The 22,831-nt window shown below is 63.8% G+C and carries 21 protein-coding genes, 1 tRNA gene and 1 pseudogene; 12 read left to right on the top strand and 11 right to left on the bottom strand.

The features are described from left to right. Nucleotides 1-53: 53 nt before the first annotated feature. Together FGL95_RS28515 and FGL95_RS28520 are read right to left on the bottom strand one after the other, a co-directional pair. Nucleotides 54-1,199: a protein kinase domain-containing protein gene (locus FGL95_RS28515; RefSeq protein ID WP_169593755.1), complete on the bottom strand. Its 1,146-nt coding sequence runs from the start codon at nt 1,197-1,199 to the stop codon at nt 54-56. A 70-nt stretch (nt 1,200-1,269) separates the two neighbouring features. Next, complete coding sequence (locus FGL95_RS28520; protein ID WP_169593757.1) at nt 1,270-1,722, bottom strand: hypothetical protein; 453 nt, start codon at nt 1,720-1,722, stop codon at nt 1,270-1,272. Nucleotides 1,723-1,779: 57 nt separating this feature from the next. On the opposite strand from FGL95_RS28520, the gene FGL95_RS28525 reads away from it, so the two are divergent. The 4 genes from FGL95_RS28525 to FGL95_RS28540 all read left to right on the top strand — a co-directional run bounded on the left by FGL95_RS28525 (nt 1,780) and on the right by FGL95_RS28540 (nt 6,946). After that, on the top strand, nt 1,780-3,180 hold the full coding sequence (locus tag FGL95_RS28525; protein WP_169593759.1) for a metallophosphoesterase family protein: 1,401 nt from the start codon (nt 1,780-1,782) through the stop codon (nt 3,178-3,180). Between the two features lie 126 nt (nt 3,181-3,306). After that, the gene (locus tag FGL95_RS28530; RefSeq protein WP_169593761.1) at nt 3,307-4,329 is read left to right on the top strand and encodes an iron ABC transporter substrate-binding protein; all 1,023 of its coding nucleotides are present in this window, start codon (nt 3,307-3,309) and stop codon (nt 4,327-4,329) included. A gap of 2 nt (nt 4,330-4,331) precedes the next feature. Beyond that, complete coding sequence (locus FGL95_RS28535) at nt 4,332-5,885, top strand: ABC transporter permease subunit (RefSeq protein WP_169593763.1); 1,554 nt, start codon at nt 4,332-4,334, stop codon at nt 5,883-5,885. Beyond that, on the top strand, nt 5,882-6,946 hold the full coding sequence (locus FGL95_RS28540; RefSeq protein ID WP_169593765.1) for an ABC transporter ATP-binding protein: 1,065 nt from the start codon (nt 5,882-5,884) through the stop codon (nt 6,944-6,946). Before FGL95_RS28535 ends, FGL95_RS28540 begins: the two co-directional genes overlap by 4 nt. On the opposite strand, the gene FGL95_RS28545 is transcribed toward FGL95_RS28540, so the two are convergent. From FGL95_RS28545 to FGL95_RS28560, 4 genes are all read right to left on the bottom strand, one after another. Continuing rightward, complete coding sequence (locus FGL95_RS28545; protein ID WP_169593767.1) at nt 6,943-7,401, bottom strand: MarR family transcriptional regulator; 459 nt, start codon at nt 7,399-7,401, stop codon at nt 6,943-6,945. The genes FGL95_RS28540 and FGL95_RS28545 overlap by 4 nt on opposite strands. Continuing rightward, the gene (locus FGL95_RS28550) at nt 7,398-7,772 is read right to left on the bottom strand and encodes a cupin domain-containing protein (RefSeq protein WP_169593769.1); all 375 of its coding nucleotides are present in this window, start codon (nt 7,770-7,772) and stop codon (nt 7,398-7,400) included. Before FGL95_RS28550 ends, FGL95_RS28545 begins: the two co-directional genes overlap by 4 nt. 96 nt (nt 7,773-7,868) lie before the next feature. Further along, nucleotides 7,869-9,002, bottom strand: a complete 1,134-nt coding sequence (locus FGL95_RS28555; RefSeq protein ID WP_169593770.1) for a sulfotransferase family protein — start codon at nt 9,000-9,002, stop codon at nt 7,869-7,871. A 3-nt stretch (nt 9,003-9,005) separates the two neighbouring features. Next, nucleotides 9,006-10,175: a hypothetical protein gene (locus FGL95_RS28560; protein WP_169593773.1), complete on the bottom strand. Its 1,170-nt coding sequence runs from the start codon at nt 10,173-10,175 to the stop codon at nt 9,006-9,008. Nucleotides 10,176-10,259: 84 nt separating this feature from the next. On the opposite strand from FGL95_RS28560, the gene FGL95_RS28565 reads away from it, so the two are divergent. From FGL95_RS28565 to FGL95_RS28580, 4 genes and pseudogenes are all read left to right on the top strand, one after another. Then, a complete protein-coding gene (locus FGL95_RS28565; protein WP_169593775.1) occupies nt 10,260-11,201 on the top strand; it encodes a helix-turn-helix domain-containing protein in 942 nt (313 codons plus the stop codon). Next, nucleotides 11,198-12,109, top strand: a complete 912-nt coding sequence (gene cysD, locus FGL95_RS28570) for a sulfate adenylyltransferase subunit CysD (protein ID WP_169593777.1) — start codon at nt 11,198-11,200, stop codon at nt 12,107-12,109. The genes FGL95_RS28565 and cysD overlap by 4 nt, the downstream gene beginning before the upstream one ends. Further along, complete coding sequence (gene cysC, locus FGL95_RS28575; protein WP_169593779.1) at nt 12,109-13,956, top strand: adenylyl-sulfate kinase; 1,848 nt, start codon at nt 12,109-12,111, stop codon at nt 13,954-13,956. The genes cysD and cysC overlap by 1 nt, the downstream gene beginning before the upstream one ends. Next, nucleotides 13,953-14,684, top strand: a pseudogene (locus tag FGL95_RS28580) (3'(2'),5'-bisphosphate nucleotidase CysQ); the annotation flags it as partial. The gene cysC and the pseudogene FGL95_RS28580, both read left to right, overlap by 4 nt. Here FGL95_RS28580 and FGL95_RS28585 read toward each other — a convergent pair. Further along, nucleotides 14,667-15,389 (bottom strand): haloacid dehalogenase type II, encoded by a 723-nt coding sequence (locus FGL95_RS28585; protein WP_338080070.1) that lies wholly within the window; start codon nt 15,387-15,389, stop codon nt 14,667-14,669. The pseudogene FGL95_RS28580 and the gene FGL95_RS28585 overlap by 18 nt on opposite strands. Before the next feature lie 124 nt (nt 15,390-15,513). Here FGL95_RS28585 and FGL95_RS32560 point away from each other — a divergent pair, with 124 nt between their 5' ends. From FGL95_RS32560 to FGL95_RS28605, 4 genes are read left to right on the top strand one after another with little or no spacing between them, the layout of a single operon-like run. Beyond that, nucleotides 15,514-15,921 carry a TOBE domain-containing protein gene (locus FGL95_RS32560; protein WP_169593785.1) on the top strand — a complete coding sequence of 136 codons (408 nt, stop codon included), beginning with the start codon at nt 15,514-15,516 and terminating at the stop codon, nt 15,919-15,921. After that, complete coding sequence (modA, locus tag FGL95_RS28595; protein ID WP_169593547.1) at nt 15,918-16,676, top strand: molybdate ABC transporter substrate-binding protein; 759 nt, start codon at nt 15,918-15,920, stop codon at nt 16,674-16,676. The genes FGL95_RS32560 and modA overlap by 4 nt, the downstream gene beginning before the upstream one ends. Further along, nucleotides 16,673-17,479 (top strand): ABC transporter permease, encoded by an 807-nt coding sequence (locus tag FGL95_RS28600; RefSeq protein ID WP_169593788.1) that lies wholly within the window; start codon nt 16,673-16,675, stop codon nt 17,477-17,479. The genes modA and FGL95_RS28600 overlap by 4 nt, the downstream gene beginning before the upstream one ends. Continuing rightward, complete coding sequence (locus FGL95_RS28605) at nt 17,476-18,555, top strand: sulfate/molybdate ABC transporter ATP-binding protein (protein ID WP_169593790.1); 1,080 nt, start codon at nt 17,476-17,478, stop codon at nt 18,553-18,555. The genes FGL95_RS28600 and FGL95_RS28605 overlap by 4 nt, the downstream gene beginning before the upstream one ends. 3 nt (nt 18,556-18,558) lie before the next feature. Here FGL95_RS28605 and FGL95_RS28610 read toward each other — a convergent pair whose 3' ends face one another. The 4 genes from FGL95_RS28610 to FGL95_RS28625 form a co-directional block, all read right to left on the bottom strand. Continuing rightward, on the bottom strand, nt 18,559-20,160 hold the full coding sequence (locus tag FGL95_RS28610; RefSeq protein WP_169593792.1) for a protein kinase domain-containing protein: 1,602 nt from the start codon (nt 20,158-20,160) through the stop codon (nt 18,559-18,561). Between the two features lie 31 nt (nt 20,161-20,191). Beyond that, on the bottom strand, nt 20,192-21,445 hold the full coding sequence (locus tag FGL95_RS28615) for a DUF7373 family lipoprotein (RefSeq protein WP_169593794.1): 1,254 nt from the start codon (nt 21,443-21,445) through the stop codon (nt 20,192-20,194). Between the two features lie 37 nt (nt 21,446-21,482). Next, nucleotides 21,483-22,640 carry a DUF7373 family lipoprotein gene (locus tag FGL95_RS28620; RefSeq protein WP_169593797.1) on the bottom strand — a complete coding sequence of 386 codons (1,158 nt, stop codon included), beginning with the start codon at nt 22,638-22,640 and terminating at the stop codon, nt 21,483-21,485. An 83-nt stretch (nt 22,641-22,723) separates the two neighbouring features. Continuing rightward, a tRNA-Arg gene (locus tag FGL95_RS28625) sits at nt 22,724-22,796 on the bottom strand. Between the last annotated feature and the right edge of the window lie 35 nt (nt 22,797-22,831).

The raw sequence follows: 22,831 nt of genomic DNA on the forward strand, positions 1-22,831 counted from the left end.
ACCCATCCGAACGCACAGCACCTACCGCAGTCACGAGTTCCGCTCAGTGCGAATTAAAGGCCGGCAGCACTCCAATGCGACGCTGCCAGGCTCGTCGGGGTGGCAACGGTGCTGCTCGCAGGGGCTGACTCGGCTTCGTCGTCGCCGCCCCAGACGAGTATGCCGATGACGACTGCGACGAGCACCACAGCGAGGGCAGCGAGCGCAAGGAGAGCCGGGCGCCGGTTTCGAACCGGTCCTACGTCAACCGGTGTCGACGCGACCGGGGCTGCCGGGCGTACCTGGATCGGGTGCGGACCGCTGTGGGTTTCCACCATTGTCGCTGCGGGACCGGCGACCGACGGCGGCACGTGCGATGCGCCCTGCGTCGGCAACGCGAGGTCTGCACTGCGGTGCAGTGCCAGGTATGCCGCCTCGGCGAGTTGTCCTGCGCTGCTGTAACGAGCAGCAGGATCTTTGGCCATTCCGCGCGCAACAACATTGTCGAGGCCGACAGGAACATCGGGATGGGTGTCGCTCGGTCGTGGCGGCGTGAGCGAGAAGTGCCCGTGATACTGCTGATAGACCGTGGTGCCAGGGAACGGTCGCGCTCCGGTGAGACATTCGCTGAGCACGCACGCAAGCGCGTACACGTCGACGCGAGCGTCCGAACGTCCGTCGGTGAATCGTTCGGGTGCCATGTACGCATAGGTTCCGATGGCAAGACCGGTCCGGTTGAGCGGCTCGTCGGTGACACCGGCAACGCCGAGATCGATCAGATAGGTGAAGTCGTTCGTCGTCACCAGCAAGTTGGACGGCTTCACGTCGCGATGGACCAAACCTTGATTGTGAGCTGCATCGAGCGCCGAGGCCGCCTGCTCGATCACATGGACCGCGCGCTCGGGCGTCATCGGTCCGGTCCGGGCGAGGATCTTCCGCACGTCGATGCCGTCGATCAACGCCATATCCACGAACAGCCGACCGTCGATCTCGCCGATTCGATGGGTCGGGATGACGTGCGGTTCGTGCAGACCCGCGACCGCTTTTCCTTCTCGCAGGAAGCGGTTTCGGTACTCGTCGTCCGCTGTGTACTGCGGGGGTAGAACCTTGAGCGCGACCATTCGTTCGGCGGTGGTGTCGTAGGCCTTGTAGACCTCACCCATGCCACCGTTGCCGAGCAATTCGTGCAGGCGGTAGTCACCGAATGCTGTGCCGTCCACCGTCCACCTCGCTCGCTGTTGTCGTGTCCTGGGTGCTAGTCGAGCGTCCAGGTCTAGTTATTGTGCGCGTTCAACGGCTGGAGCGAAGAATCTCCTTCCAGCCTTCGACATCCTTTGTCCACCAAGCGGCGCTGTCCGGTCCTTTCTCCGTTTCGAAAGTCACATGAAGAAGTTTTCTTCCGACGGAATTGCCGAGATGTGCCGAAACGAGGTCGACCTTGCGGATAGCGGTCACCGGAATTTCCAGCGGTTCCGACGATCCCGCACGCGAGAACCACAACACCGTGGGGGTCAGAGCCAACGCGCCGTTTCCTCGTATCTGCGCGGCGCCCTTCGACTCCAGGCCGAAGAAGTTCGCCATCGCGTCGGAGCGTACAACTTCTTCGGGTGAGAATCGCGCCGAGATTTTTTCGGCACTCGCCTTGCGGACCTTCCCGACTACTACGCGCAGTGTGCCGAAGACGATAGCCAAAATCACCACGATCAGGCCCACGACCAGCAATGCAATCGTCAATGCGTTCATCGCGGCAGAATAGCGGGGGACCCATTCGCGCACCGCGGCAACAGGGAGAAATCGGACATGACGTGTTGCCGGCCGTCACGACGCGGGTTGCTGCGGCTGATGGCGGCAGGGGTGTTGCTGCCGGCGGCGGGCCTCGCCAGAGCGGGTGTCGGCCGCGCGGCGACCGAACCGATGATCGCGACGGACCTCGAGATCGTCACCGTCACAGACGTCTCGGTGGTCGTGACCTGGTCGACCGTGTCGCCGGATCACGTCGACGCCTACGGCCGTCCGGTGGGAATCGACGCCGATACCGAATTGCGCATCGGCCCGGCCGATTCAGTAGCAGTGCCGGTGGTAACGCTCTTCGATGCGACGCCGACGCCGTACCACTATGCCGAGGTGCACGGCCTGGAGCCGGGACGTGCGTATCGGGTCGAGGCATACTCCTACGGAGTGCGTGCGGTCCCGTCGATGGTGTCGACGACACTGGTCGGCGCACCCGAGGCCGCGGGTCGGTTCACGACCTTGGTGCCGCCGCCGGGGCGCCTGGTCAGGACCGTCGCGCTCAGCAACGACGTCCATTTCGGCGAGGAAGTGAGCGGTCTGATCGCAGGCGGTCAGCCGCCGGGCTTTTCGCAGGATCCTGGGCTGCCTCCTTACACCGAAGCGATGTTGGACGCGATGCTCGACGACCTCCGTCGCAGCGATCGTGGCGCGGACCATCTCCTTGTCGCCGGTGACGTGACCTCCGAAGCTCGGTCCAGTGAATCCCATAGCGCGCGAGCCAGACTCGACAGCTGGGGTGGGCTCGGTCGTGACTGGTTCGTCAGCCGTGGCAACCACGATCGTCCGCACGGTGGGCGCGATTCTTGGGGGGAGGCGTTCATTCCCCGGCAGGAGCTGCAGACCTACGACCTCGGCGGATTGCGAATGCTCGCTGTGGACACGTCTGCACCGGAAGCCGCGGGCGGCGTGATCGACCCGTCGCAGCTGGCAGCAGTTCGTGACGAGTTCCGAAGCGACAAGGACCGTCCCACAGTTGTTTTCGGTCACCACCCAGTGACCTTCGAGGCGGCGACGACGAACATCGCGGGTCCGGGATTCGTGCTGGAGCGAGGTGCAGCCGGGGAGTTGCAGCAGCTCTATGCCGGTGCTCCTGGTGTCTTCCTGCACCACAGCGGTCACACGCATCGCAACCGACGGACTCGACCGGACCGAGACGACGTTGCGGTCGAATTCCTCGAAGTCGGCGCGGTCAAGGAGTACCCGGGTGGTTACAGCCTGCTGCGGATCTACGACGGCGGGTACATGGTGAACTTCTACAAGACCCGCACCGACCTTGCTCGGCGCTGGAGCGCGCGCACTCGCGGCCAGTATTACGGGCTTTTCGGCGATTATGCCTTCGGGACTTTCGATGATCGAAACCACGTCGTTGTGCGTGATTTGTCGGGTCTTTCGGCCGCAGCTGCCCGCTGATCACGACAAATAGGATCGCCTTTTCGGAGTCGAATCGATACTTTTCACCGTGATTTTCGCAGGCCTGGAGTGTTGGTAATGTTGCTTAGGCATACCTCAGCTTTCAAGCGTCAAGAAGGGTCGCGAATGCGAGCAGGTTGGAAAAAGTTCGGCGTTGCAATGCTTGCGGCGACCGCGATGGTCGGCGGCGCCGTGGGTTGTTCGTCGAGTTCGGATAATCCCGACGAGATTCTGGTCTACAACGCTCAGCACGAATCCCTGACGAAGGAATGGATCGACGCCTTCACCAAGGAAACCGGAATCAAGGTGACAGTCCGTCAAGGTGGCGATACCGAACTTGGCAACCTGCTCGTGACCGAGGGCGACAAGTCGCCGGCCGACGTCTTCCTCACCGAGAATTCGCCCGCGATGGCGCTGGTGGAGAACGCGGGGCTGTTCGCGGATGTCGACAAGGCAACGCTCGATCAGGTCCTTCCCGGGTACCGCCCGTCGACCGGGAAATGGACGGGGATTGCAGGTCGCTCGACGGTGTTCGTATACAACAAGGACAAGCTGTCGGCGGACCAGTTGCCGAAGTCGATCATGGACCTCGCCGATCCGAGCTGGAAGGGTCGCTGGGCAGGCGCGCCGTCGGGTGCAGACTTCCAGGCCATCGTCAGCGCGATTCTCGAGCTCAAAGGTGAGGACGCGACCCGCGCCTGGCTGAAGGCGATGAAGGAAAACGCCGATATCCGCAAAAACAACATCGCGACGATGATGGCCGCGAACGCGGGGGAGATCCCCGGCGGCATCATGTACCACTACTACTGGTTCGGCGACCAGGCGAAGACAGGCGAGAACAGCAACAACACCGCGCTGCACTACTTCAAGAACGGTGACCCTGGTGCGTTCGTCAGCGTGTCCGGTGGCGGCGTGCTGAAGTCCAGCGGCAAGCAGGAGAAAGCGCAGCAGTTCCTGAAGTTCATCACCGGCAAGGCCGGGCAAGAGGTGCTGAAAAACGGAACGTCGTACGAGTACCCGGTTGCCAGTGGCGTCGCCGCCAATCCGAAGTTGGTCCCGCTCGCGGACTTACAAGCTCCCTTGGTCGACCCCTCGAAGCTCAACAGCAAGAAGGTGACCGATCTGATGACCGAGGCTGGTCTCCTCTAGCCGTGGCCGCAATCTCGGGAACGTTTCGTACCGTCGGCAGGCCCGGCCTGCTGGTGGTTTCGGCAGCAGTCCTTCTCGCGATTGTGGCCCTCTTGGTTCCGTTCGGCTATGTCCTGTCGTCGTTGGTCACGACAGGTTGGTCGAACGCAGTCGACCTCATTTTCCGGCCGAGAGTCGGTGAGCTGCTGCTCAATACCGTCGGCCTGGTTGTTGTGACGGTTCCACTGTGTGTCGCGCTCGGCGTGGGCCTGGCGTGGGCGATCGAGCGGACCGACCTTCCTGGCGCGGCGTTCTGGGGCCCGCTGTTCGCGGCGCCCCTCGCCGTGCCTGCGTTCGTAAACAGCTACGCCTGGATTTCGACGATTCCGTCACTGCACGGACTGTGGTCGGGAGTGTTGGTCGCGACGCTCTCGTACTTCCCACTCGTCTACCTCCCCGCCGCGGCGACGATGCGGCGTCTCGATCCCGCCGTCGAAGAATCGGCGCGGGCACTGGGTTCGTCGGCGCTCGGGGTGTTCCTTCGCGTCGTGCTTCCGCAGTTGCGGCTGGCGATGCTGGGTGGCGGCCTGCTCATCGGGCTGCACTTGCTCGCCGAATACGGTGCATTTCAGATGCTCCGTTTCGATACCTTCACCGTCGCGATCTTCGAGCAGTACCAATCGACTTACAACGGGTCTGCGGGCAGCATGCTGGCGAACGTGCTGGTCTTGTGTTGTCTGGTGCTGCTGATCGCCGAAGCGTCGGGCCGCGGGAGGGCGCGGTACTACCGCGTCGGCTCCGGTGCGGCGCGTCCACCCGTTCGAATTCACCTGCGCCTGAGCACTGTTCCGGTGCTGCTCGGTCTGCTGGGCGTTGCCGTTCTCGCGCTCGGGGTCCCGCTCTGGACCATCGCGCGCTGGCTGCGGATCGGCGGATCGGCCGTCTGGGATGTCCCGGCCTTCTCCGCCGCTTTAGGGCAGACTCTCGGTTTTGCAGTCGCCGGGGCGGCCATCACCACACTGCTGGCGTTCCCCGTCGCATGGGTCGCGGTCCGGTCGTCGAGCGTGTTCGCTCGGACCGTCGAGGGCGCGAACTACATCACCGCCTCATTGCCGGGAATTGTGACCGCGCTAGCTTTGGCGACCGTGACCATCCATTACGCACGACCGCTCTATCAAACGGTGGTCATGGTCGTGACGGCGTACGTCCTCATGTTCTTGCCGCAGGCGCTGGTGAGTTTGCGGTCCGGGCTGGCGCAGGTGCCGATCGGTCTGGAGGAGGCGTCACGGTCCCTCGGTAAGGCTGGTGTTGCGACCTTCGTGCGGGTGACCGCGCGGCTCATGGCACCCTCGGCTGCTGCTGGGGCAGCGCTCGTATTCGTGGCTGTGACAACGGAGCTCACTGCAACGCTGTTGCTCGCGCCGACCGGTACGCAGACCTTGTCGACCGCTTTCTGGTCGTTCAGCTACGGTCTCGACTTTGCGGGCGCCGCACCGTACGCGCTGATCATGATCGTGCTGACCCTCCCGGTGACCTATGTGCTGTTCACCCAGTCCCGGAAGTTGGCAGCAGCATGAGCGCACTCGTCGTCGCCGGGGTTTCCAAGTCGTTCGGATCTGCTCGTGTACTCGACAATGTCAGCCTCGATGTCGCGGAAGCGACGACGACCGCGGTCGTGGGATCGTCGGGCTGCGGCAAGACGACGTTGCTACGTTTGATTGCCGGTTTCGAACTGCCCGATGCGGGGTCGGTGTCGATCGCAGGTCAGCTGGTTGCAACATCTCGCAACGCCGTCCCGCCGCACCGCCGCAAGGTCGGGTACGTCGCTCAGGATGGTGCGCTGTTTCCGCATCTGTCGGTCGCGCAGAACATCGCCTATGGAATCAAGAGTGGAATGTTCCTGCGGCGCAAAGCAATCATTGCGCAGGTGAACAGGCTGCTGGAGATGGTCGCTCTCGATTCGTCGTATGCAGGGCGGCGTCCACACGAGCTGTCCGGTGGACAACAGCAACGAATCGCTCTCGCTCGGGCGCTCGCACGCCAGCCTGACGTGATGTTGCTCGACGAACCCTTCAGCGCCTTGGACGCGGGCTTGCGCGCGGCGACGCGGCGGGCTGTCGCGACGACGCTGCGCGAGGCCGGAGTGACAAGTGTGTTGGTGACACACGACCAGGAGGAGGCGTTGTCCTTCGCCGGCCAGGTGGCTGTGATGCGGGAGGGCATGTTCACCCAGGTCGACACTCCCGAGCGGATCTACTGCGAGCCCACGGACTTGTTCACTGCGGCATTCCTCGGTGATTGCGTGCTTCTGGACGCGCAGATCGACGACGGGGTTGCGAACTGTGTGCTCGGCCGAATTCCGGTGCGAGCGACCGGTGTCGGCCCGAATGGCACCTTGATGTTGCGACCCGAGCAGCTCGTCGCCGATGTGGTGTCGGATGCCGATGCTCACGGAGTCGGCATCGGCACGGTGTCGTCGGCGGAGTTCCTGGGCTCGGACGTGCTGCTCGAAATCGACCTCGCAGGCGAGAAGTCGCCGATCATGGTCAGGCAAGCGAGCGTCTCGGCCCCGCCGGTCGACACCAAAGTCCGAATCGACGTCCTGGGCTCGGGAGTCGCGTTCGCGAAGACCCCTTAGGTCGCGCGGACCTGCGGCAAACGCCCACCGTGCGTTGCGAGCAGCACCGTCACCAGGTTCTCGCGCATGCCCTCTATCTGTGCACCGCCGACGATGGTTGCCCACTCGCTCTCGAGTTCGGCGTAGATCTGCTCCACGTCGTCGAGCAGCTGCGCACCGCGAACGGTGAGCGTGACGATCTTTGCGCGTTGATCGTCAGGGTGCGGACTGCGCGAGACGTAGTCTGCCTCGACCATCGCGTCGACGATCTTCGATGCGGCCTGCTTCGAAATACCCAGGAGCGCCGCGACTTCCGAAGACTGAATGCCCGCCTCGCGCGCGGCGAGCAGGACGAAGCCGAACGTCGGCTTGACGTCGTGCCATCCGCGCGCGGCCAATCGTTCGTGCAGTCCGTCGATCAGCGTGCGGAACGCAATCGCGAACAATCGAGCCAAGGGTGGCGATTCGTCGGTCACAGCGCCCATGGTGGCGTGAAGGGCTCGCCGTCGGTGAGGATGCCCTGTCCGCCGACGGGCAAGCAGCACAGCGCCCGCAGCGGTTCGGCACCAGCCGCGGTGATCGAGAAGTCCACCTGTGATGGCACGGCGATTGCATCGCCGGCCTGCGCTATGGACGTCGCGCCGTCGAGGTAGACCGACGCCTGGCCCGACAGGACAACGAAGACTTCCTCCCGCGTCAGCCGATGCGGCGTTGCGGGTGTCCCCGGTGCGATCTCGACCTGCCAGACGCTGGTGTCGGTCGACCCTCGGCTCGGTGTCGCGAGTGACGTGAAGCGAGTTCCGTTCAGCTCGTGGGTGTGTTGTTGCGGTGCGGGAATGACCGGCATTGTTCCTCCGTAAGTAGTCAACTTAGTTGACCATATCACTCGAAGGCGATGGCATCAATGTCGATTTCACTCGATCTGACCGGTTGAATGACGCATTCATGCGAAGGCGCGGGTGATGTCGGCGGACGTGAGGCCGAAGTCGTCGAGGGTGTATTGGTGCGCAGGCTTCCGCCCGCCGGACCGACTTTCTGCGTGCATTTCTGCCATCGCCGATGATGCGGAGTCGGTAAGCGGCAAATCGAAGTGCGAGTAGATCGATGACACGGTCCCCTGTGGGTCCTGGACGAAGTCGCGGTATTCAACATCGATGAATTGCTCAGCGGGATAACGCTTTCGGGCTTCGGTGAACGAATGCAGACCGCGGCTCCACAGGTCGAGCTGGCTACGACCGATCACGTCACCGGTGAAGTGGTCGGACCAGCCTGCGGTCGCGTGGGCTGCGAGGCTGCATGCCGAGGCCATCGCGGTCTCGGTCGCGCGATGCGTCTGGATGACGAGCGCGTCTGGGTAGACCTCCATCAATGCGTCGAGCGCGAAGAGGTGGCTGGGGTTCTTCAGCACCCACCGGCGATCACGGTCTCCGAGTCCGATGAGCTGCAAATTCTGCTTGTGTCGCGCGTACGCATCGGTCCAGCTCTGCCCGGCGAGCCAGGCCGAGTAGGTCGGTAGATACGCGAGGCATTCGTACGAGATCGATTTCGCCGATTGGCGAAGCAACTGCCAGCATTCCTCCACCTCCGATGCCGACATGTAGTGCACGCCCATGAATTCCGGGTTGTCGATGTGATGGCGAGTGAAGGCGTCGTCGAGCCGCCGAAACACCGGATTGTCGTTCCAGCTGTCGCGCGGTGGTCGCGGTTGGGGAAATTCGGTCAGCCACATCTCGAGCCCTTGATGCGACGGGTCGGCAGTGAGCAGCCGGTGCAGTGCGGTAGTGCCTGTCCTGGGCAGCCCGGTTACGAAGATCGGCCGCTCTATACGGACGGCCGCCGACTCCGGATGCTGCGCAAATCCCACTTCGCTGAGCGACCGTGCAACCAGTGCGCCGCGGAGAAACGACCGAGCGACCTTGCGGCCCAACGGAGTCAGCTGTGCGTCGCGTTCATACGACTCCAGCAGGACCGTCAACCCTTCGAGGTAGGAGGGGTTGCCGAAGTCGGTCAGCCCGGTGATCTTCGTCGCCGATGCGTGCAAATCCTCGATCGTGCCGACGTTATCGCGGTCGGTCATACCTCACCCCAGCATCCGGTTGGCGATCGCCGACTGACGTTCGGCGATGCGTCGACGGAAGTCGTCCGCCGCGATCGTGTTCTGTTCGAAGTAGGGCAATGCGGCTGCGACGGAGTCGAAGTCGACGACCTCGACGGTTGGTCCGTCGGCGGGTGTGAGCTCACGGTCGACCCGTTGCCAGCGGAATTGCACGTAACCCCGTGCGTGCCCGACCGTTTCGATCCAGTTGGTGACGCCCGGATTGCGCTCGGACACGACGATCCTGATATTGCCGTCCGGATCGACCTGAGACTGGTTGGCATTCAACGACGTTTGGTGGTTGATGTAGTCGAGCGAGATGTACCACATGCTGCCGAGCTGAAAACCTTGATAGGGGACATCGGCTTTCGGCACGGTGATGACGAGGGCTTGGTCGTCGCGGAGTTCGTAATGCCCCGCCGAGGAATACTGAGTCGCCAAACCTCCTGGCGTCAAACGGGGTTCGGTCATCGTATTGACCGGCAACTTCAGGTAGAACCACTCGGGAAACTGCAACCAGGTCTGGACCCGCGCGACCAATCCCTTTCCGGCGCGCGCGAACCGCCTGTCGACGGAGTCGGGCGTGAGCGCGGCAGGGGCCGATCCCCGCGCATTCGACTGGGCGATCGCGATCGTGCCGCGCGTCTGGCTCCAATCGCTGTAGACCTCGCGGACCACGAGTTGGACCGATCCCGGTGGGAGTGTGAAGTAGTCGCGTCGGTCGCCCGCCGGCTCGGGACCGAACGTGATCTCGAACGTTCCGTCGGGTGCGATGGTGAACGCGCGGTCGTCGAACGCGGTGACGCTGCCGGGAACTGTAGTGGCGGTGTAGCTGCCGTTGAGAATCTGGAAACTGAGGTCCGCGGTGGTGCCGCGCCGACCGGTGACGACGTACTCGGCGTCGTCGCTGATCCGCGCGCCGAAGTACAGGGTGTCGGGATTGTCGAGGCCCATCTTGGTGAACGGCCCGGTGCCGCTGATGAAGGTCGGGTGCCCCTTCTCGGTTGCCCACGCCTGATGCAACGTCGCGAGAATCCCGCCTGCCAGATATTGGTAGCCCTCCAGCAAGTCCTGTTCGGTGCGAATGTGCGGCGCCGCCTCGATCAGCTTCTCGGCTTCGGCGATGGCTGCGGTGAGGGATTCGGTCGGACTCATATGCTCCTCGGCTCTGGTCCAAATATGTACCGACGTGGTACAACTTTCTGTAGCGAGACTAGAACGTGTTCTAAGGAGTGGTCAATGCCGGGTTCTGAAGAAGCCCTCGCGACGTCCGACGGCGCGGCGAGGCGGTCGCCGCCGACCGAACGCGTCGTGCAAGTGCTCGACTTTCTCGTCGACCACCGCGACCGCCGCTACGGACTGTCGGAACTGGCTCGCGAACTCGACATAAGCAAGCCGACCTGCCTGGGCATCGTGACCGCCTTGGTGGACGCGGACTACCTCACGCGTGACGCCGTCGCGAAGTCGTACGGGCTCGGTCCGGCGCTGATCACCGCAGGTCGGGCCGCCCAGGAGGGGCTGGCGACCGGTCCGATTCCGCGGCGCCATCTCGAGCAACTCAGCGATCGGTTCGTCACGACCTGTACCGCGTCCGCGGTGATCGCGGATCGCATCACCATCCTCGAACTGACCGCGCCGGACGGCATGGTGCCGACCGCGAAGGTCGGGCAGGTGTACCCGTTCGCGCCGCCCGTCGGCCTGATGTACGTGCTGTGGAATGGCGACGATGCGCTCGAATCGTGGCTCGCGCGAGAGCCTGCGCTACCGACCCGCCTCGACCGGTCGCGACTGCGCAGAGTGGTCGACCACTGCCGAAGTACGGGCTATCTCGTGGAGACGCTCACCGATATGGGCCGTCGACTCCACAACGCCATGGCAGGCGTCGATGCACGCGACCTGCCGCCAGAATTGCGAGAAGTGTTGGGAGAGATGGTGAGTAGCCTCGGCGAGCGGGTGTATCTGGAAGGCGACGACGATGGCTCCCACCCGGTCAGCCTTATCGCAGCACCGACATACGACGCGGACGGCAAGCAGGCGCTGGTACTGACCCTCTACGTCGGATCGTCCATCGATCAGCGCGAGATCACGCGTCGCGGACGCGCACTGGTCGAGACCGCGGACGAGATCACCGCCGCTGCCGGTGGTCGCAAGCCTCCGCCGGTCCGGGGGATCGTGCGATGAGCGTCGTCTACGAGCTGTCGGACCTGCGGGCGCTGGAAGCCGAATCGGTCCACATCTTTCGCGAGGTCGCAGCGCAGTTCGAGCACCCCGTGCTGCTCTTCTCCGGCGGCAAGGATTCGGTCGTCATGCTGCATCTCGCCGCGAAGGCGTTCTGGCCGGCGGCGATCCCGTTCGCGGTGATGCACATCGACACCGGGCACAACTTCGACGAGGTGCTCGAGTTTCGCGATCGGGTCGTGGCGCAGCGCGGTCTGCGCTTGGTCGTCTCCAGCGTGCAGGACGACATCGACGCAGGACGCGTGACCGAGGAATCCGGTGCGCGGGCGAGCCGAAATCGCTTGCAGACCACCGCATTGCTCCGCGGTATCAGCGACAACGGCTTCGACGCGGTCTTCGGCGGAGCGCGCCGCGACGAGGAGAAGGCCCGGGCGAAGGAGCGCGTGTTCAGTTTCCGTGACGAGTTCGGTGCCTGGGATCCACGCGCGCAGCGACCCGAACTGTGGAGCCTGTACAACGGTCGCCATCGCAAGGGCGAGCACATCCGCGTGTTCCCGCTGTCGAACTGGACCGAACTCGACATCTGGCAGTACATCCACGAAGAGCAGATCGAACTGCCGTCGATTTACTACGCGCACCGCAGGATGGTCGTGCCGCGCGACGGAATGTTGCTGGCGCACACCCGGTTCCTGACGCTGCTGCCCGACGACGTGCCGCACGATGCGATGGTCCGATTCCGCACGGTCGGGGATGCGACCTGCACGGGCTGCGTCGAATCTACGGCGACTACGACGGCTGCGGTCGTCGCCGAAGTTGCTGCCAGCCGCGTCACCGAACGTGGCGCCACCCGTGCAGACGATCGAATCTCGGAGGCAGGCATGGAAGATCGCAAGAAGGAGGGCTACTTCTGATGGCGACTCAGCTGCTGCGAGTAGCGACTGCAGGTAGCGTCGACGACGGAAAGTCGACGTTGATCGGACGGTTGCTGTACGACTCCAAGTCCGCGTTCGAAGACCAGATGGAAGCCGTCGAACGGTCGAGCCGTGAACGAGGCGAAGAACATACCAACCTCGCCTTGCTGACCGACGGGCTGCGCGCCGAGCGCGAACAGGGCATCACGATCGACGTCGCACATCGCTATTTCGCAACGCCGAGAAGAAAATTCATCATCGCGGACACCCCGGGCCACGAGCAGTACACCCGCAACATGGTCACCGGCGCATCGACCGCTGACCTGGCGTTGATCCTGATCGACGCGCGAAAGGGCGTGCTGGAGCAGACCCGCCGCCATTCGTTCATCGCCAGCCTTCTCGGCATCCCGCACCTCGTGCTGTGCGTGAACAAGATGGACCTCGTCGACTGGTCGCAGGAACGCTTCGACGAGATCCGGGAGGAATTCCGGCAGTTCGCGATGAAGCTGGATGTGCACGATCTGACGTTCGTGCCGGTCAGCGCGCTGCTCGGCGACAACATCGTCGACCGCAGCAGCCACATGCCGTGGTACGACGGCGCGCCGTTGCTGCATCTCATGGAGCACGTGCACATCTCGTCGGACCGCAACCTGATCGATGCGCGGTTCCCTGTGCAGTATGTGATCCGGCCGCAGCAGCAGAGCGACGCTGTGCTGCACGACTTTCGCGGATACGCGGGGACTGTCGCGAGTGGAGTGTTCAAGCCCGGCGACGATGTGATTGCGCTGCCGTCGGGTTTCACCACGAAAGTGAAAGCGATCTGGGGTCCGGGCGGCACGGTCGTCGAGGAGGCGTTCGCGCCATCGGCGGTGTGTATGGAGTTGGAACGCAACGTCGATGTCGGCCGGGGAGATGTGCTGTGCCGTCCCAACAATCGGCCGCTGGTGGGTCGTGAAATCGACGCGATGGTGTGTTGGTTCGCCGATTCGGCGACGCTGTCGAAAGACGCGAAGTACACGGTCCTGCACACGACGCGGGCAGTGCGAGGTCAGATCGCGCGTCTGGACTATCGCCTCGACGTCAACACCTTGCATCGCGACGAGTCTGCAGAATCGTTGTCGCTCAACGAACTCGGCCGCATTCAACTGCGAACACAGCAGCCGCTGCTGTTCGATCCGTACCGCAGAAACCGCGTGACCGGCAGCTTCGTGCTGGTCGACGAGTCGACCAACAACACGGTGGCTGCGGGAATGATCCTGGGACCGACCTTGTCGGCGTCGAAGGTGGTGTGGCACACCGGTGCGGTCAAGCGAGAGGAGCGCGCCACGCGCGGTGCGACAGTCTGGCTGACCGGGCTGTCTGCCAGCGGAAAGTCCACCGTGGCAGTCGAACTGGAAAGGCTACTCGTCGCGGCAGGTCACCCGGCATATCGGTTGGACGGTGACAATCTGCGGACCAGCTTGAACTCCGACCTCACCTTCGACCGTGCGGACCGTGCCGAGAACGTCCGCCGGGTCGGCGCGGTCGCGCAGCTCTTCGCCGACGCGGGAACGATCGCGGTTGCCTGCCTGATCAGTCCGTATGCGCAGGACCGCGACCGCATTCGCGCCCAACACGAAGCTGCCGGAATCGAATTCGTCGAGGTGTTCATCGACACTCCGATCGAGCTGTGTGAACAGCGCGATCCCAAGGGCATGTACGCCAAAGCGCGCGCGGGAGAGATCCGTGGGTTCACCGGCGTCGATGAACCCTATGAGGCGCCGCGCCGCCCCGAGTTGGTGCTTCGGCCCAGCGACGGCGGTCCGACCGACCACGCGATTCGCATTATGGAATTCTTGAACCTATGACTGTCGTCTCAGATGCTCGCCTCGCAGCCGAACTTGCCGCCGAGGCAGGCGAATTGCTGCTGCTGTTGCGTGACGCCGAAGCCGGGACCATCGACGGTCGCGAGCTCGGGCGCAAAGGCGACAACGCGTCGAACGTCTTGTTGCTCGATCGACTCGCGGCTGAGCGCCCAGACGACGCCGTGTTGTCGGAGGAATCGGCGGACGACAAGGCTCGGCTGACTGCGGACCGCGTGTGGATCATCGACCCGCTCGACGGCTCCCGCGAGTACGGTCTGCCGGACCGCGCCGATTGGGCCGTGCACGTCGCACTGTGGACCCGGGGGAGCGGGATCGCCGCCGCAGCGGTCGCGCAGCCCGCGCTCGGCGCGGTGTATGCGACCGACGAGGTCGGCGCACCGCCGCCCGCCGCTGGCTCCAGGCTGCGAATCCTGGTCAGCGACAGCCGTCCACCGAGTTTCACCGGTGCTTTGGAGGCCGCACTCGGCGCAGAAATTCGTCCGATGGGCTCAGCAGGCGCCAAGGCGATGGCGGTCCTGCGCGGCGAGGCCGAGGCCTATGTCCATGCAGGTGGTCAGTGGGAGTGGGATTCGGCGGCACCGGTCGGCGTTGCTCTTGCCGCGGGTTTGCACTGCTCGCGAATCGACGGAAGCGAGCTGCAATACAACGAGTCGCACCCCTACCTGCCGGACCTGTTGATCTGCCGACCAGACCTAGCCGATCGGATCCTGCCCCAACTGGTCGGCTAAGTCGACGAAATCAGCTGCGTTGATGTCGAATTCGTCGTCGTAGGCGGTATCGACGTCGCCGCCGCTACCGAACTCCAGCGGTCGTGCCACAAACGCCGTACGAAAGCCCAACTGTGCGGCTGCCCGGATGTCGTACTTATGACTGGCGACCATCATGATCTCGCCGGGTTCCAGGCCCAGGTAGGTCGCGGCCATGCCGTAGATGGCTGGGTCCGGCTTGAAGGTTCGCGCCATCTCGGCGGTGAAGATCGCATCCCATGGCAGGCCGCCCAGCTTCGACAATCCCACGACGGCACAGACGTCGGCATTCGACAGTGTCGCGATCGTGAACCGCGAACGTAGGCAGGTCAAACCCTCGACGGCGTCGGGCCACGGCGCCAAGCGCTGCCAGGCCAGGGCGAGGTCGTCGCGCTCGGGCACCGTCAACTCGTGCAGGTCGAATTCGTCGACCAGTGCATCGAGCGATCGACGATAGACCGACGCCACCGTCGTCCACCGCTCAGGATTCTTGGGGGCCGCCGTCAGCGCATCGAAGTACGCAGCGCGCCAGCGATTTACGAAAGCCGACCAGTCGACGTCGGGGTAGCGGTCCGCGCCGATTCGCTCGGCCGCGGTCCGGACTGTGGTGTGGAAATCGGTCGCGGTGCCTTGGACGTCGAACAGCAGAGCTTTCAGGCCTCGAATCACATCGCCAATACTGCCCCACCACCCTCGTGAGTCCTTTTGGAGTCTATAGACTCCAAAAAGACTCACGACCGCAGATGCGGGTGCCATGGCTTGTTTGGTCCGCAGTTGCGGATAAGATCGCGCGGTGCACACCTTTCGAATCCGAGAAGCCGCCGCGCTGCTCGGTGTGAGTGACGACACGGTCCGACGGTGGGTCGACAGCGGCAGCCTCGATGCGAGCTCTGACGATGCCGGACGCAAGGTGATCGCAGGCGACGTGCTTGCGGCCTTTGCTCGGTCCAATGCGGCTCCGGCACCGGAGGATCCACTCGGCGTCGGCAGTTCGGCGCGCAATCGTTTCGTCGGACTTGTCACCAAGGTCGTCGCCGACACGGTGATGGCCCAAGTGGAACTGCAATGCGGACCGTTCACGGTCGTCTCGTTGATGAGCTCAGAAGCTGTCCGCGAACTGAAACTCGAACCCGGGAGCCTTGCGGTTGCCGTCGTCAAAGCGACGACGGTGATCGTCGAAACTCCAGGAGGACGATCGTGAGACGGTATTTGGCTGTGGCAGCGGCAGTCTCGCTGGCGCTCGTGACCGGCTGTTCATCCGACGACGAAGCCAATACGGACTCGCCGGGTTCGATCACAGTGTTCGCGGCGGCGTCGCTGAAAAAGACCTTCACCGAACTCGGTGAGCAGTTGAAGGCGGAGAACAAGGGGGCGGACGTCACGTTCAGCTTCCTTGGCTCGTCCGATCTGGCGGCGCAGATCATCCAAGGCGCGCCGGCTGACGTGTTCGCCTCCGCAGACACCGTAAACATGAAGAAGGTCACCGACGCGGGCGAGGCCGAGAATCCGGTCGACTTCGCGACCAACACCTTGACGATCGTCACCGCCCCCGGCAATCCCAAGCACATAACGTCGTTCGCGGACCTCGCGAAAGAGGGCACCCAAGTAGTCGTCTGCGCGCCGCAGGTGCCCTGTGGATCGGCTGCCAAGAAAGTCGAGGAGGCGACCGGTACCGAACTCGAGCCGGTGAGTGAGGAATCGTCGGTGACCGACGTACTCAACAAGGTCACCTCGGGCCAGGCCGATGCGGGGCTCGTCTACGTGACCGATGCCGCTGGTGCAGGTGACAAAGTCACGGCGGTTGCGTTTCCGGAGTCCGCGAAGGCCGTCAACACGTACCCGATCGCGACACTGAAGGATTCCCACAACGCCACGCTGGCACAGAAATTCGTAGCGCTGGTCACCGGTCAGAAGGGCCAAGACGTGCTGCGCAAGGCTGGGTTCGGCACCCCATGACGACTCGACGGCAATCCAGCCCGCGGGTCGGGCTGCCGTCGTGGATCTTCATCCCGGCCATCGTCGGTGGACTGTTCGTCGTCCTGCCGCTGTTCGCGATGCTCGCCACCGTGCAGTGGGGCAACTTCATCGGACTGATCACCTCCGAATCCTCGCTCGCTGCACTGAAATTGAGTCTCGAGACCGCCTCGGCCAGCACCGCGCTCTGTGTGCTTTTCGGTGTGCCGATGGCAGTAGTTCTGGCGCGCAGCAATTTTCGTGGCCTACGAGCGCTACGCTCGCTGATCGTTCTGCCCTTGGTGCTGCCGCCGGTCGTGGGCGGCATCGCGCTGCTCTACACGTTCGGCCGCAAAGGACTGCTCGGCGAGCAACTCGAATTGCTCGGAATCAAGATCGCCTTCTCGACGACGGCTGTCGTGCTCGCCCAAACCTTCGTGGCACTGCCCTTTCTCGTCGTGAGCCTCGAAGGTGCGCTCCGGACCGCGGGGCAACGATACGAAGCCGTCGCGGCGACCCTCGGAGCCCGACCGACGACCGTGCTACGCCGCGTAACGTTGCCCCTGGTTCTGCCCGGTCTCGCTTCGGGCGCGGTCCTCGCGTTCGCCAGGGCGCTGGGCGAATTCGGCGCGACGCTGACCTTCGCGGGCAGTCTGCAAGGTGTCACCCGAACGCTTCCACTCGAGATCTATCTGCAGCGTGAGTCCGATCCTGATGCCGCGGTTGCGCTTTCACTCGTCCTGATCGTCGTTGCCGTCGTCATCGTGGTGGCTGTCCGTGGTCGCGGTTCCGAAGGCGCGCTATGACAGGGCTTTTCGTACGCGCAACTGTCGCCGACCGTGACCTGGACGTCGAGGTAAACGTTCCGTCCGGCACCGTGACGGCGATCCTGGGACCGAACGGAGCAGGCAAATCTACGCTGCTGTCAGTCATCGCCGGGCTCACACGACCGGACCGTGGCGTCGTCGAACTGGGCGATCGGACGCTCACGGCGACCGAGCTGAAAGTCGCTGTCGCGCCGCATAAGCGAGGTGTGGCGCTGCTCGCGCAGCGACCGCTGCTGTTTCCGCACCTCACAGTGGCGCACAACGTGGCTTTTGCCCCGCGCAGCGCGGGCGCCACTCGTCGGCACGCAGCTGCGACGGCCAAGAAGTGGCTGGACGCCGTCGATGCGGCTGACCTCGCCGACCGCAAGCCTGCCCAGCTCAGTGGGGGACAGGCGCAACGCGTTGCCATCGCCCGTGCGCTCGCCGCCGAACCGCAGTTGCTGCTGCTCGACGAACCGCTCGCGGCCCTCGATGTGACTGCCGCGCCTGCCATTCGAAGTTTGCTGCGGCGAGTGCTGCGCGGTCCGGGGCGAACGGCCGTCCTCGTCACCCACGATTCGCTCGATGCCTTAGCACTCGCCGATCGGGTGGTCGTGCTGGACGGTGGCCGCGTCGTCGAAGAAGGCGAAGTGCGCCAAGTGCTTTCGCGGCCGACCAGTGCGTTCGCTGCGCGCGTCGCCGGAATCAACCTGCGCAGCGGCGAGATCGTCGCCGATGGTGTGCTGCACACAGAATCGGGGGAGACGGTCTACGGTTCGAGCGACGAGGCGTGCAAGCCCGGTGAGCGAGCGGTCGCGGTGTTCGGACCGCGCTCGGTCGCGGTCTACGCGGAGCTGCCCAACGGGAGCCCTCGCAACCATTTCACGGTCACCGTTGCCGAGATCGAGAACCGCGGTGACCTGGTCCGTATCCGTGGCGAGGACGATGGACACCACGCCGCGCTGATGGCAGACGTGACGGCTGCGGCTGCCGCTGACTTGGATCTCGCGCCTGGCAGGGTTGTGCAGTTCGTGGTCAAGGCGACCGAGACCGCCATCTATCCGATCCGGGGCTAGTCCTTACTTGACCAGTTTCGCGATCGCCGGGACCACCTTCGAGATCATGACGGCCTGCGAGTCGTCGGTCCAATTCTGGTAAGCAGCCACGGCTTCCTTGTCGTCGATGACGACGACCGGCGCCTTCAGGTACGTGATCGAGCTTGGCAGACCACGCAGGCCGCCACCACCGGCCTCCTTGTCGGAGCGGAAGACGATCACCACGTCGGTCGGGTTGTCACTCGAAAACGAGCCCTCGATCGAATAGACGTCGCTTTCGCTGATCGTGCGCGGTGACGATTCCCCACTCTTCACCTGGTACTTGGTGTTGTAGACGAAACCGATTCCGCGGAAGAAATCTGCCTGTTTCGACCCGTCGAGGTCCACGGCGAGCCTGGTGTCGGAGAAGTCCAGTGCGACGATCACCTTGCCGGCAAAGGCGGGGTGGGCCGCCTTCACGTCAGCCAGTGCGGCCGGACCGCTCGGGGTTTTGTCCGACGAGCCCGAGTTCCACAAGGTGAAGCCGAGGACGACGGCGACCACCAACGCGGCTGCAGCAGCGATCACGCCCCATTTCCGCATTTTTGTCGGTGCGGTGCGGACCGTCGGATTGTGCGAGCCGGGGAACGGCGCCGAGCCGGTGAGGTGCGTCGGCGGGCCGATCATGCGCGGACCGGTGTTCGGTCCAGTGATCGGGGTCGGTCCGGTGATACGCGTCCGCGGACCACTCGTATTCGGACCTTGACCGCCCGAAGCGGCAAACGGCATGCCGCCCGGTGCGTTGCCGAGCACACTGGCTGCCGCGTTGACGAGGTCGCGGCACGAATTGAACCGCTCGCTCGGATCCTTCGACATCGCAACGGCAATGACCTCGTCGATCGCGGGCGGCAAGCCGGGCCGCGTCAGACTGGGCCTTGGCGGCGGACTGTGCAGATGTGCAGACATCACGATGGCTGGCATCGACGAGGGATACGGATTCTCGCCGGTCAGCATCACGTACAGCGAGCACGCCAGGCTGTAGATATCGGCACGATGATCGAGTTGCAGGCCGGACAACTGCTCCGGCGGCGCGTAGGCGATGGTCGCGAGGAAGCTGCCCGTCGTCGTGAGGTTCGCCGTGTCTTCGGTCGACTTCGCGACACCGAAGTCCGTGAGCAGCACACGCTCTTCGTCTTCCGGGTCGTTCGATCGCGACAGCAAGAAGTTCGCGGGCTTGACGTCACGGTGCAGCAGTCCTCGTCGGTGGGCGAAATCCAGACCCTTGCCGACTTCGCTGACGATCCGCAATGCGCGCTGCGGGGTCATCGTCGCGGGACCCAGTTTGACCTCCTCGGCAGCGTCGGTGCCATCGATGTACTGCATCGAGATCCACAGGTTGTCGTCTTCGCGCCCACGGTTGTACACCGACACGATATTCGGATGATCCAGCGCCGCAGCGAGATTGGCCTCCCGCTCGAACCGTCCAACGAACTCGCGGTCCTGCGATAGCTCGCTGGAAAGGACTTTGAGCGCGTCTTTCCTCGGCAGGGTCGGATGCTGAGCGAGATAGACCGTTCCCATCCCGCCCGCACCGAGAACGCGCTCGATCCGATAGCCGCCGATGATCGATCCGGGCTTCAACGCCACCGCGTCATCCCCCTTTGTGCACTCTCGCGAGTCATTCGTTGTTCACCAGGATCTTTATCTCTGCCGCGGCCTTCTGATAAACATCGTTCATCTGCGAGGACGTGACCTCGAATGCGTAGCGACCTCGTGAACCCAGGCACCAGAACTGCGCGTAAGCCTGTTTGGTATCGGAGAGCTTGTAGCAGCGAACGGCGGGAAGGCCGTCCGGACTGGCGATCGGCTTGTAGGCGGACTTCAATTCGTCGTAGAACAGCCCGAGCAATTGCTGCGCGCTCTGGTCGTCCTTGGCGCGATACACCGACGCCGCGCCGGGGGACACGCGATCGACGCCGGCCTTTGCGAAGTTGTCCTCCGCAATCTTCGAATTGGTCTGGAAGTGGATTCCGCCCCGCTGGTCGTACACAGCCGACTGATGGCTGTCCGGTTCGTCTGCGGGCAGCGTCCGGACCAGCATGTTGTCGGTATCGAGCGGGATGTCCTTCAGTTTGTCGTTCGGAGTCGGCTTGAACTGATCCAAGAGTGGAAGCTCCTTCGACAGCGTGGTCTGCGCAGTCGTCACCAGGTCGGGAAGGGCTTTACGACCCTCGACCCACTGGTAGATCACGTACCTGCCCTTCGGGTAGAACACCGAGATGACGGGCTTTTTGTCGGTGTTGTCCTCGGTGTAGAGGGCGCGTGCGTCGGGATAGTCGGGCAGCGAGACGGGCTTGGTGTCCGGCACCTTATTGGGGTCGATCAGTGGATCGGGGGCTTTGTGGGCGGCGAGGAACTCGTCTGCCGCACCTTTGGCCGCGGCGTCGTCGGGAAAGACGAAGACGCCGATGAGCAGTGAGGAAGAATTCTTGTTATCGGTCGTGCTCGTCTCCGAAGCTCGTCCCGCGATGAAACCGAAGTCCATGTTGTATTTGAATGCCGGTGCGCCGGTTGCCTTCGTGAAGACGGCACCGAAGCCGTTCGACAACGCCGCAGCGTCGCGAATCGGGAACGTCGGCTGTACGAACCGGGTCAGCGAGTCATCCACCTGTACTGGATTGATCACGTAATTGGCGAGGCGCTTCGCCTCCCACAATTTGCCTTGACTGTCACTCTTGACGGTCCCAAGCCCCTCGTTCGGGGGCTTCGTCTTGTAGTTGCCGGAATCGAGCGCGTTGACGTCAATGGCTGCGTTCGGGTCTATCGGCTTTGCAGACCCCTCGATCGTGCAGCCCGCCACCGTCACAGCCAGAGCGCAACTGAGCACCACTGCGGCCGCCCTGCGCAGACGTGATCCACCAAAGCTGTTCATCGTGTCCTCCCCATTCCCCAATACGAAATCGAATCTACTACTCGCTGTTGACCAGCAGTGCGTACTGCGCAGCGGCCTGCTGGTATGCGTCGTTGCGTTGCCCCGACCCGAGCGAGAACGCATAACGGCCGCGGCTGCCGAAGCAGGCGAACCGGTCGTTGAGAGTGTCGTCGGTGTTCTCGAAACATTGCGCAGTCGCAAGTCCGGGTGGGGGATCGATCTCGCGCAGCTCAGTTGGGTAGGCGTCGGCGAGTTCATGCTGGAACTTTTGTGCTGCGGCCGCGTCCTTTGCGCGATACACCCGAGTCTCCGAGACTGCGGCGAGGTCGACGCCTGCGCGTTCGAGCGCAGCCTTGATCTCCTTCGGATGAATGAGAAAGTGCTCGATGCCTGCGAGGTCGAGCACGGCGTCCTCGTTGGAGCTCGGTTCGTCGGCTCGTAGCGTTCGGGCCAGCATGCCTTCGCGGTCGCGGGGGATTGCCTCGGTCTTGGACCAGTCGGTCGGCGTGAATTCCGCGAGCAGCGGAAGTTGTTCGGCCAGTGTCAATTCCGCGGTTTTCACGAGATCCGACCCCTTGTAGGACTGGTAGTAGAGGAGTCGATCTTTGGGGTAATACACCGCGATGCGCGCATCGGACGCGACCGCGCGGGCATCGGGATACGTCGACAATGGAACGGGCTTGGCGCTGGTGTCCGAAGCTTGCTCGGCTGCGGCGAACTCGTCCGCGGCACCTTTCGCGTCGTCCGAGGTCGAGAACACGAAGACTGCAATCGTCATCACCCGATCGTTTCTCTCGGTCGCGCGGCTCGCCGCGAACCCGTATCGCATGCTGTATTTCACGGCAGGAGTTGCGGCTTTCGCGGTGAAGACGCCGCCGTCGATCGCGAGCGAGGGTGCGTTTCTGATCACATACGTCGGCGAGACGCCGCGGCGCAGCGCGTCGTCGACCTCGACAGGGTCGACGACGAAATTGGCGAGGCGCTGTGCGTCGAGAAGCCGGCCCACCTCGTCGGAGCCTGAATTACCGAGGCCGCCGTCCGGGGGAGTCGTTTCGTAGTTCCCGACGTCGAGGGACGCGAGATCGACTTCCTGCGACTTTGCGTGCCCTGCTGTGGAGCCCGAACAGCCCGTCAGCGATGCACCGACGGTGGCGACCATCGTGGCTACGATCAGCGAAATCACGAACGAACGCATCGCATGTGCCCCCTCATACGTGCCCCCAGAAAACGGGCAATTCCTCCCGGAAACCGAGAGGAATTGCTCACTTCTGACGAATGTGCCCCCGGCAGGATTCGAACCTGCGGCCTTCTGCTCCGGAGGCAGACGCTCTATCCCCTGAGCTACGGGGGCCACACCGACTAAGTCGGTGGGCCGATTGGTGCGGG

It is taken from the genome of Antrihabitans stalactiti (assembly GCF_012932915.1).
GTDB lineage: Bacteria > Actinomycetota > Actinomycetes > Mycobacteriales > Mycobacteriaceae > Antrihabitans > Antrihabitans stalactiti.